8 protein-coding genes and 1 pseudogene are annotated in these 10,206 nt (G+C 74.9%); 4 read left to right on the forward strand and 5 right to left on the reverse strand.

All coding sequences use genetic code 11. The features are described 5' to 3' along the window. Positions 1-385, reverse strand: a pseudogene (locus MUU72_RS34465) (MinD/ParA family protein); the annotation flags it as partial. Between the two features lie 213 nt (positions 386-598). On the opposite strand from MUU72_RS34465, the gene MUU72_RS34470 reads away from it, so the two are divergent. Further along, positions 599-1,879 (forward strand): amino acid deaminase/aldolase, encoded by a 1,281-nt coding sequence (locus tag MUU72_RS34470; RefSeq protein WP_248017402.1) that lies wholly within the window; start codon positions 599-601, stop codon positions 1,877-1,879. Between the two features lie 52 nt (positions 1,880-1,931). Here the strand turns inward: MUU72_RS34470 and MUU72_RS34475 are convergent, their stop codons facing one another. The 4 genes from MUU72_RS34475 to MUU72_RS34490 all read right to left on the reverse strand — a co-directional run bounded on the left by MUU72_RS34475 (position 1,932) and on the right by MUU72_RS34490 (position 6,864). After that, positions 1,932-3,221 (reverse strand): HAD family hydrolase, encoded by a 1,290-nt coding sequence (locus MUU72_RS34475; protein ID WP_248017403.1) that lies wholly within the window; start codon positions 3,219-3,221, stop codon positions 1,932-1,934. 97 nt (positions 3,222-3,318) lie between these two features. Further along, positions 3,319-4,119 (reverse strand): 3-oxoacyl-ACP reductase, encoded by an 801-nt coding sequence (locus MUU72_RS34480; RefSeq protein WP_248017404.1) that lies wholly within the window; start codon positions 4,117-4,119, stop codon positions 3,319-3,321. Continuing rightward, positions 4,120-5,487: an aldehyde dehydrogenase family protein gene (locus MUU72_RS34485; protein WP_248017405.1), complete on the reverse strand. Its 1,368-nt coding sequence runs from the start codon at positions 5,485-5,487 to the stop codon at positions 4,120-4,122. A 9-nt stretch (positions 5,488-5,496) separates the two neighbouring features. Then, the gene (locus MUU72_RS34490) at positions 5,497-6,864 is read right to left on the reverse strand and encodes a glutamine synthetase family protein (protein WP_248017406.1); all 1,368 of its coding nucleotides are present in this window, start codon (positions 6,862-6,864) and stop codon (positions 5,497-5,499) included. A 73-nt stretch (positions 6,865-6,937) separates the two neighbouring features. Between MUU72_RS34490 and MUU72_RS34495 the strand changes: the two genes are divergently transcribed. The 3 genes from MUU72_RS34495 (at position 6,938) to MUU72_RS34505 (ending at position 10,068) form a co-directional block, all read left to right on the forward strand. Continuing rightward, positions 6,938-7,702: a FadR/GntR family transcriptional regulator gene (locus MUU72_RS34495; protein ID WP_248017407.1), complete on the forward strand. Its 765-nt coding sequence runs from the start codon at positions 6,938-6,940 to the stop codon at positions 7,700-7,702. Between the two features lie 133 nt (positions 7,703-7,835). Continuing rightward, entirely contained in the window at positions 7,836-9,314 is a 1,479-nt protein-coding gene (gene eat, locus MUU72_RS34500) for an ethanolamine permease (RefSeq protein ID WP_248017408.1), read from the forward strand. Positions 9,315-9,375: 61 nt separating this feature from the next. Further along, positions 9,376-10,068 (forward strand): gamma-glutamyl-gamma-aminobutyrate hydrolase family protein, encoded by a 693-nt coding sequence (locus tag MUU72_RS34505; protein ID WP_248017409.1) that lies wholly within the window; start codon positions 9,376-9,378, stop codon positions 10,066-10,068. Positions 10,069-10,206 lie beyond the last annotated feature (138 nt).

Below are 10,206 nucleotides of genomic sequence, written 5' to 3' on the forward strand. Positions count from 1 at the left end.
GCTCGGTGCGCGGCTGCGGGGGCGCGGCGGGCGGGGCCGAAGGGCGCGGCGGGGTGGCGGGGGTCGGTGCGGCGGCGGGGGTCGGCGGGGTGGCGGGAGCCGGTGGGGCCGAAGGTGCGGGGGGTGCGGCCGGGGTGGGCGGTACGGCGGGTGCCGGGGGCCGGGGGGCCGGGGCGTCCGGATGCTGTCCGGCGTCGGCCGCGGCGGACGGCCGCGCCTCGTCGGGGAGGGGCCGGCGGGCGGCGGGCGCGGGGACGGCGGGGTCGGCGGGGACCGGCCGCAGGACGGTGGTGGCGGGGTCCTCGTCGGGGGCGGGGCGGTGCGGTGGCCGCGGGGGTATGGGCGGGACGCGCGGCGCATCGGCGTAATCGGCATCGGCGCTCACCAGCGCTCCCCCTCGCACGGTGTGCCCCGGACCCGAAGCAATCGGGGCAGGGTGGCTCGTATCCGGACAACACGCCGCTGACCTGCTGGTTGCGGTGTCGAGCCACTGTAAGGGCTGGCCCGGCCGCCGCTCCAACCCCTGCGCGCTCCGGCGCCGGTTCCGGTGCGGTTCGTCCCCCTACCCAGCGGTAGCGGCGTCTGGCAGGCTGCGGGCATGTCCCCGCACCCCGCCACGGCGTCCCCCCGTACCGCCCGTTCCCGGACCCCGGGCCCGTCCGCCGCGCCCTCGGCGCCGAGCGGTCTCCCGGACCGCACGGCGCTCGACCGGGCCACCGCGCACCTGGACGCGCCGCTGGCGGTGGTGGACCTGGCCGCGTTCGACGCCAACGCCGACGACCTGGTGCGCCGCGCGAAGGGGAAGCCGATCCGGGTGGCGAGCAAGTCGGTGCGCTGCCGGGCACTGCTGGAGCGGGTGCTGGCGCGGGACGGCTTCGCCGGGATCATGAGCTTCACGCTGGCCGAGTCGCTGTGGCTGGCCCGGTCGGGCTTCGCCGACGTGCTGCTGGCGTATCCCTCGGCGGACCGGGCCGGGTTCGCGGAGCTGGCGGGCGATCCCGGGCTCGCGGCGGCGGTGACGGTGGTGGTCGACGACCCGGCGCAGCTGGACCTGATCGACGCCGCCCGCCCGGCCGGGCCGGGCCGGGGCGAGGAGATCCGCATCTGCCTGGAGCTGGACACGTCCTTCCGGGCGGGCCGGGTGCGGATCGGGGCCCGGCGGTCGCCGCTGCGGGACCCGGAGGCGCTGGCCGCGCTGGCCCGGACGGTGGTCCGGCGCCGCGGGTTCCGCCTGGTGGGGCTGATGGCGTACGAGGGGCATGTGGCGGGGGTGGGCGACGAGGTCGCCGGCCGGCCGGTGCGGTCCCGGGCGGTCCGGATGATGCAGGCGGCGGCGCGGAAGGAGCTGGCGCACCGGCGCTGGGAGGCGGTGCGGGCGGTGCGGGCGGTGGCGCCGCGGCTCGCGTTCGTCAACGGCGGCGGGACGGGGAGCGTGCAGCACACCGCGGCGGAGGCGGCGGTCACCGAGATCGCGGCCGGTTCGGGGCTGTACGTACCGCGGCTGTTCGATAACTTCCGGTCGTTCCGGGGGCGGCCGGCCGCGCTGTTCGCCCAGCCGGTGGTGCGGCGGCCGGGGCCGGGCGTGGTGACGGTGCTTGGCGGCGGCTACCCGGCGTCCGGGGTGGCCGGCCCGGACCGGCTGCCGGAGCCGTACCTGCCGGCCGGGCTGCGCTACGACCCGCAGGAGGGGCCGGGCGAGGTGCAGACGCCGCTGCTGGGCGCGGCGGCCGACGGGCTGGGCATCGGCGACAAGGTGTGGTTCCGGCACGCCAAGGCCGGGGAGCTGTGCGAGCGGTTCGCGCGGCTGCACCTGGTCGAGGGGAACCGGGTGGTGGCGACCGTGCCGACGTACCGGGGCGAGGGCCGCACCTTCCTGTGACGGTGCCACGGGAGGGCGGTGCGGCCCCCGCCCGGCCGGCCGGCGGCCCGGCTCAGCCGTGGATGCGGTCGCGCTGGTCGGGGACGACGGTGCCGTCGGGGCGGCGGACCGGCCCGAGGGTGCCGTCGGTGTTGGTGTAGCCCTTGGTGGCGCAGGGGTAGGCACCGGACTTGCGGGGCAGCGGGTCGATGAACATCGGGTTGACCACCCAGCGGCCGTCGGCGTTGTCGTAGCCACGGCACATCAGCTCGTCCTTGTTGCGGTTCAGGACCAGGTGCGCGCCGGTGGCGTCGCCGACGAAGGTGACGTCGGTGGTGGCGTCGCCGCCGCCCAGCGCGATGCGGTGCGCGGGGTCCTGCCGGCGCCACGCCTCGGCGCCCTTGATCCCGTAGATCTCCTGGTTGATCCAGCAGCGCTTGCCGTCGATGTACGGGATGACCTCGCCCCGGCCGTCCTTGACGTCGCCGCAGCCGGCGATGGTGGTGGTGAGCCGGCCGTGCCGGACGCGGTTGCGGACGCCGAGGGTGTGCGCGGCGTCCACCCCGACGCCGCCGGACCACGCCTCGGCGACGGTCTCGGCGGACGCCGAGACGATGTAGACGTCGAAGCCGGCCGCCTTCAGGGTGCGGATCAGGTCCTTCTGCTGGGGGTAGTAGCGGAGGTAGCCGGCCAGCTTGTGGGTGCCGACGGTCTGCACGGCGCCGATCGGGGCGGCGAGGTTCTCGGTGCGGGCGCGCTGGGCGTAGCGGGTGAGGGTGGCGGGCTTGAGGCCGGCGAACAGCTGGGGCACCCAGGCGTATTCGGGGACCGTGCGGCGGTGGTTCCAGTCGCCGGCGAAGGCCGCGGCGCCGCTCATGGTCTTCGCCTCGCCGCGGATCTCCATGATCTCGTCGGCGCAGGCGGCGTTGGTGGAGGTGCGCAGCGGGCGGCCGGCCGGGCCGGTGCCGCAGGCCCGGGTCAGCGCGCGGTCGGCGGCGGCGGTCAGCCAGGGGCTGGTGTCCCGCCAGCGCGCGGGCCGGGGCAGGGCATCGTGCTTGAGCATCCAGGCCAGGGTGGCGTCGGAGATGTCGTTCTTGACGACGGTGTTGTCCCAGTCGAAGGCGGCGACCGGGCGGGGCCCGGTGTGGCGGCCGGAGCAGGTGCCGCGCTCGTCGATCATCTTCTGGAGCCGGGCGCGGTTGTCGCCGTACCAGGGGAGGTCCTCGGACAGCTGCGGGCAGTGGGCGCGGGCCGGTGCCTGCGCCGGGGTGGCGGCGGTGGCGGGCGCGGTGGCGGTGAGGGCGGCGAGCGCGGCGGCGCCGGCCAGGCCGAGCGCGAGCAGCCGCCTGGTGGGTGCGGTCATGGATCCTCCGTGGTCAAGGGGGAAGCACACCGGGACCGGCACGCGGTGGCGCCGGTCCCGAAGTTGATCTTGGAGCCTACAGGGGGCCCTGCCAGGGCTACAGGGGGGTGACGTAGGCGCCCGCGATGCCGCCGTCGACCAGGAATTCGGCCGCGTTGACGAACGAGGAGTCGTCGCTGGCGAGGAAGGCGACCGCGGCGGCGATCTCCTCGGGCTCGGCGAACCGGCCGGCCGGGACGTGCACCAGGCGGCGCGCGGCCCGCTCGGGGTCCTTGGCGAACAGCTCCTTCAGCAGCGGGGTGTTGACCGGCCCGGGGCACAGCGCGTTGACCCGGATGCCCTCGCGGGCGAACTGGACGCCCAGTTCGCGGGACATCGCCAGCACGCCGCCCTTGGAGGCGGTGTAGCTGATCTGCGAGGTGGCGGCGCCCATCACGGCGACGAAGGAGGCGGTGTTGATGATCGAGCCGCCGCGCCCGGTCTCGGCGAACTGGCGCTGCATGTAGGGCAGGGCGTGCTTGCAGCAGAGGTAGACGGAGGTGAGGTTGACCTCCTGGACGCGCTTCCAGGCGTCCAGGCCGGTGGTGAGGATGGAGTCGTCGTCGGGCGGCGAGATGCCGGCGTTGTTGAAGGCGATGTCCACCGAGCCGTAGGTCTCGAAGGCGGTCCGGTAGAGCGCCTCGACCTGCTCGGCGTCGGTGACGTCGACCTGGACGAAGGTGCCGCCGACCTCTTCGGCGGCGGCCTTGCCGGCGCTCTCGTCGATGTCGGCGCAGACGACGTGGGCGCCCTCGGAGGCCAGCCGGCGGGCGGTGGCCAGGCCGATGCCGCTGCCGGCACCGGTGATCACGGCGGTCCGGCCGGCGAGGCGGCGGCAGACGGCGGTCTGGTCGGTCACTTAGCGCTCCTCTGTGCTGATGAAGATGTTCTTGGTCTCGGTGAAGGCGGCCAGGGCGCCCGGGCCCAGTTCGCGGCCCAGTCCGGACTGCTTGAAGCCGCCGAACGGGGTCCAGTAGCGCACCGCGCTGTGGGAGTTGACGGAGAGGTTGCCGGCCGCGACGGCCCGCGAGACGCGCAGTGCGCGGCCCACGTCGCGGGTCCACAGCGATCCGGCCAGGCCGTAGTCGGTGGCGTTGGCGAGCCGGATCGCGTCGGCCTCGTCGTCGAAGGGGAGGACGACGGCGACCGGGCCGAAGATCTCCTCGACGGCGGCGCGGTCGCCGGGGCGGCCCTCCAGGACGGTGGCGGGGTACCAGAAGCCCTTGCCGGCCGGGGCGTCGCCGCGGATGGCGGCGGGCGCGTCCTCGGCGACGTAGGAGCGGACCCGGTCGCGCTGGGCGGCGGAGATCAGCGGGCCCATCTGCGTCGCGGGGTCGGCCGGGTCGCCGGCGGTGAACGCCTTGACGGCGGGCTCCAGCAGCTCCAGGAACCGGTCGTAGGCGTCGCGCTGGACGAGGATGCGGCTGCGGGCGCAGCAGTCCTGGCCGGTGTTGTCGAGGAACGAGCCGGGGGCGGCGGCCGCGGCGGCCTCGATGTCGGCGTCGGCGAAGACGATGTTGGGGCTCTTGCCGCCGAGTTCGAGGGTGAGCCGCTTGGTCTGCGCGGCGCACTGCGCGGCGATCCGCCGGCCGGTGGCGGTGGAGCCGGTGAAGACGACCTTGGCGACGCCGGGGTGGTCGACCAGGGCGCTGCCGGTGACCGGGCCCTCGCCGGGCAGGACCTGGAAGAGGCCCTCGGGGAGCCCGGCCTCCAGGGCGAGTTCGGCGAGCCGGAGCGCGGTGAGCGGGGTGGTCTCGGCGGGCTTGAGGAGGACGGCGTTGCCGGCCGCGAGGGCGGGGGCGGTGCCCCAGGCGGCGATCGGCATCGGGAAGTTCCAGGGGGCGATGACGGCGACCACGCCGAGCGGTTCCTGGACGGTGAGGTTCAGGCCGCCGGGCACCGGGATCTGGGTGCCGGTCAGGCGCTCCACTCCCCCGGCGGCGTAGTGCAGCAGGTCGCGGACGTTGCCGGCCTCCCAGCGGGCGTTGCCGATCGGGTGGCCGGCCTCGCGCAGTTCCAGCCGGGCCAGCGGCTCGATGTGGGCGTCGACGGTGTCGGCGAACCGGCGGAGCAGCCGGGCCCGGTCGCCGGGGGCCACCGCGGCCCAGCGCTCCTGGGCGGCGGCACCCCGCCGGACGGCCGCGTCGACCGCGTCCGGCGGGGTGGTGGGGACGGTGGCCACCACTTCCTCGGTCGCCGGGTTGAGGATGGTCAGCTCTTGCAGCACGGGCGTTCCTCACATGCGCTCGAAGGAGCGGAAGCGCTCCCAGTCCGTGACGGCGGCGTCGTAGGCGTCCTGCTCGACGCGGGCCATGTGGCGGTAGTGGTCGACGACCTCGTCGCCGAAGGCGGCGCGGGCGATCGGGCTGCGCTCCCACAGCCCGGCGGCCTCGCGGAGGGTGGCCGGGACGTGGGCGGCCTCCCCGGTGTAGGCGTTGCCGGTGGTGGCGTCGGGGAGTTCGAGTTCGTGCTCTATGCCGTACAGGCCGGCGGCGACCATGCCGGCGACCGCGAGGTAGGGGTTCACATCGCCGCCGGGCAGGCGGTTCTCCAGGCGGTGGGAGCGGCCGCGGCCGACCACCCGCAGGGCGCAGGTGCGGTTGTCCGGGCCCCAGGCGACCGCGGTGGGCGCGAAGGAGCCGGGGCGGAACCGCTTGTAGGAGTTGATGTTGGGGGCGTAGAGCAGGGTGAAGTCGCGCAGCGCGGCGAGCTGGCCGGCGAGGAAGTGCCGCATGGTCGCCGACATGCCGTGCGGGCCCGCGTCGTCGGCCAGGACCGGGCGGCCCTGCGCGTCCTGGAGCGAGAGGTGGATATGGCAGGAATTGCCCTCGCGCTCGTCGTACTTGGCCATGAAGGTGAGCGCCATGCCCTCCTGGGCGGCGATCTCCTTGGCGCCGGTCTTGTAGATGCTGTGCTGGTCGCAGGTGGTGAGCGCCTCGTCGTAGACGAACACGATCTCGTGCTGGCCGAGGTTGCACTCGCCCTTGGCGGACTCCACGGTCATCCCGGCCGCGCCCATCTCGTTGCGGATCCGGCGCAGCAGCGGCTCGACGCGGCCGGTGCCCAGGACGGAGTAGTCGCCGTTCCACTGGTTGGCCGGGGTCATGCCCCGGTAGCCGCGGGACCAGGCGTCCTCGTAGGTGTCCTTGAAGACCATGAACTCCAGCTCGGTGCCGGCGTACGCGGTCCAGCCGTGCTCGGCCAGCCGGTCGAGCTGACGGCGCAGGATCTGCCGGGGCGAGGCGGCGACCGGGGTGCCGTCGTGCCAGGCGAGGTCGGCGGTGATCAGGGCGGTGCCGGGGTTCCAGGGGGTGCGGCGGAGGGTGGCGGGGTCGCCGTGCAGGGCGAAGTCGCCGTAGCCGCGCTCCCAGGAGGACATCGCGTAGCCGTCGACGGTGTTGAGGTCGACGTCCACGGCGAGGAGGTAGTTGCAGCCCTCCGTGCCGTGTTCGAGGACGGTGTCGAGGAAATATCGGGCGGCGAACCGCTTGCCCTGGAGCCTGCCTTGCATATCGGTGAAGGCGAGGACGACAGTGTCGATCTCCCCGGTGTCGACGAGGGCCCTGAGGTCCTCGGCGGAGAGCGGGGGCGTGCGGTCTGCCACGGTGGTGCCTCCTGTCGGTGCATCCGGAGGCCATAAGGTAGCCATACAGACCATTGATTGGGAAGGGGTTCCGATGGACGGTGCGGCCGACCGGCTGGCGCCGGTGCTGCGGCCGGTCCGGGCGGGCAACGGCTTCGAGGAGGCGCTGGAGCAGATACTCCAGGTCGTCCGGCTCGGGCTGGTGCCGCAGGGCGAACGGCTGCCCGCCGAGCGGGAGTTGGCGGAGCGGCTCCAGATCAGCCGGGTCACGCTGCGCGAGGTGCTCAAGGTCCTCCAGGACGAGGGCCTGGTGGAGAGCCGGCGCGGCCGCTACGGCGGCACGTTCGTCCGGGTGCGCACCGACAGCCCGGACGAGGCGGAGCTGCGGCGCCGGGTCGGCCGGACCGACGTGGAGGACATCCTGCGCTTCCGGGAGGTGCTGGAGGTCGGTGCGGCCGGGCTGTGCGCGGCGCACGGGCTGGCCGGTGCGCAGGCGGAGCGGCTGCGGGCGGCGCTGGCCGCGACCCAGGACGCGCCGCTGGCCGACTACCGGCGGCGCGACACGCTGCTGCACCTGACACTGGCGGAGCTGTCCGGATCGCCGTCGCTGGCCGCCCAGTACGCCGCGGTCCGGGCGCGCGTGAACGACCTGCTGGACTGCATCCCGCTGCTGGTGCGCAATCTGGAGCACTCGCAGACCCAGCACGGCGCGCTGGTGGAGGCGGTACTGGAGGGCGACGCGGACGGGGCGCGGGAGGTGATGCGGGAGCACTGCTGCGGCACCGCGGCGCTGCTGCGCGGCTTCCTGTCGGCACCGGACCCGGCGGGCCCGGCCGCGCGGGACGGCGGCGCACGGTAGGCGCTCCGCGCGCCGCGCCGGCCGCCTCCGGGGCGGGTGATTTCGGCACGGGTCTTGCGCTGAGCGCCCGGGGCAGCAAAGGTATGCGGCTAAACCTTTACTCCGGTTGTCCCCCGCGAGGCAGGAGCGGCTCATGGCCGACAGCACCCGTGCGCAGACCGCATCGTCCGGCGCGTCCCCCGGCGGCGGCCCGCCGGACGGCACCGGCGACACCTATCTGGAGCGGCGCACGCTGCGCCGCGGCAGCGCCGGCCCGCTGCTGCTGACCGGCCTGGGCGTCGCCTACGTGGTCTCCGGCGACTTCTCCGGCTGGAACAACGGGCTGGCGCACGGCGGTTTCGGCGGGCTGGCGATCGCCGCGGTCCTGATGGGGCTGATGTACACCTGCCTGGTCTTCGCGCTGGCCGAACTGGCCTCGATCCTGCCCACCGCGGGCGGCGGCTACGGCTTCGCCCGGCGCGCGCTGGGCACCTGGGGCGGCTTCCTGACCGGCACCGCGATCCTGATCGAATACGTCCTGGCGCCGGCCGCAATCTCCATCTTCATCGGCGACTACGTGCAGTCCCTGGGCCTGTTCGGGCTGCACTCCGGCTGGCCCGTCTACCTCGCCTGCTTCGTCCTCTTCATCGGCATCCACCTGTGGGGTGTGGGTGAGGCGCTGCGGTTCAGCCTGGTCGTCACCGCCGTCGCGGTGGCCGCGCTGCTGGTCTTCGCGGCCGCCGCGCTCAGCGACTTCCACGTGGACGCGCTCAACGACATCCCGGTGAAGTCCGGTACGTTCGGGGCGAGTTCGTGGCTGCCGTTCGGCGTGCTGGGGATCTGGGCGGCGTTCCCGTTCGGCATGTGGTTCTTCCTGGGCGTCGAGGGCGTCCCGCTGGCGGCGGAGGAGACCAAGGACCCGGCCCGTTCGCTGCCGCGCGCGATGGCGGCCGCGATGGGCGTCCTGCTGCTGCTCGCGGTGGTCACCTTCACCGCGGCGACCGGCGCCCGCGGCTCGGCCGCGATCCAGTCCGTCGGCGACCCGCTGGTGCAGGCGCTCCAGCCGCACGGCACCCCGACCACGGCCAGCAGGATCGTCAACTACGCCGGACTGGCCGGGCTGGTGGCGTCCTTCTTCTCCCTCATCTTCGCCGGCTCCCGGCAGCTCTTCGCGCTCTCCCGGGCCGGCTACCTGCCCCGCTTCCTCTCCCTGACCAGCCGCCGCAAGGCGCCCTACCTGGGGCTGCTGGTCCCCGGCGCGCTCGGCTTCGGGCTGGCCGCGGCCACCGGCGACGGCGCCCGAATGCTCAACGTCGCGGTCTTCGGCGCCACCATCTCCTACGCCCTGATGGCACTGTCGCACCTGGTGCTGCGCCGCCGCGAACCGGGCCTGCACCGCCCGTACCGCACCCCCGGCGGCATGCTGACCTCGTCCGTCGCCTTCGTCCTGGCCTGCTCGGCGCTGGTGGCGACGTTCCTGGTCGACAAGGAGGCGGCGCTGATCGCGCTCGGCGTCTACGGGATCGCGCTGGCCTACTTCGCCTGCTACTCCCGCCACCGGCTGGTGGCCGCCGCACCCGAGGAGGAGTTCGCGGCACTGGCCGCCGCCGAGGCCGAACTCGCCCGCGACTGACCGCCGCACCGACCGCGCCACCGCACCCACCGCATCCCGCACCGCACGGAGGACTCCCGCCATGCCCCGCTCCGCCCCGCCCCTGATCGGCATCAGCACCTACCAGGAAGAGGCCCGGTGGGGGGTGTGGACGCTGCCCGCCGCGCTGGTGCCGGCCGGCTACCCGCGGCTGGTGCACCGGGCCGGCGGGCTGGCCGCGCTGCTGCCGCCCGGGGATCCGGAGACCGCCGCGGCGGCCGTCGCCCGGCTGGACGGACTGGTGATCGCCGGCGGCGCGGACATCGCCCCGGACCGCTACGGCGCCGCACCGGACCCGCGCACCGGGCCGCCCGCCCGGGACCGCGACGCCTGGGAACTGGCCCTGATCGAGGCGGCACTGGCGGCCCGGGTGCCGCTGCTGGGCATCTGCCGCGGCCTCCAACTGCTGAACGTGGCGCTCGGCGGCACCCTCGTCCAGCACCTGGACGGCCATGCCGGCCCGCCCGGGCTCTTCGGCCGGCACGAGATCACCCCCGTGCCCGGCACCCTGCTGGCCGCGGCGCTGCCCGCCCCGGTGTCCGTGCCGACCTACCACCACCAGGCCGTGGACCGGCTCGGGCGGGGACTGGTGGCCTCGGCCCACGCGGCGGACGGCACGATCGAGGCCATCGAACTGCCCGATGCCCCGGCCCTCACCCTGGCCGTCCAGTGGCACCCCGAGGCCGGGGAGGACACCAGGGTCATGACCACCCTGGTGAACGCGGCGCGTGCGTAGCGCGTGCGTAGCGCGTGCCCTCCCACGTTGTCGGCTTTCCCGCCGCGGGGGTTCTTTCGTGTGCGCCTGCGGCGCGGGGGCGGGTTTCCGCTGCGCGGGGCTTTCGGGGTGCGGTGACGGGTCTGCGGGGGTGGTGTG

Origin of the sequence: Streptomyces rhizoryzae (assembly GCF_023155275.1) — a bacterium.
GTDB classification, from domain to species: Bacteria; Actinomycetota; Actinomycetes; order Streptomycetales; family Streptomycetaceae; genus Streptomyces; species Streptomyces rhizoryzae.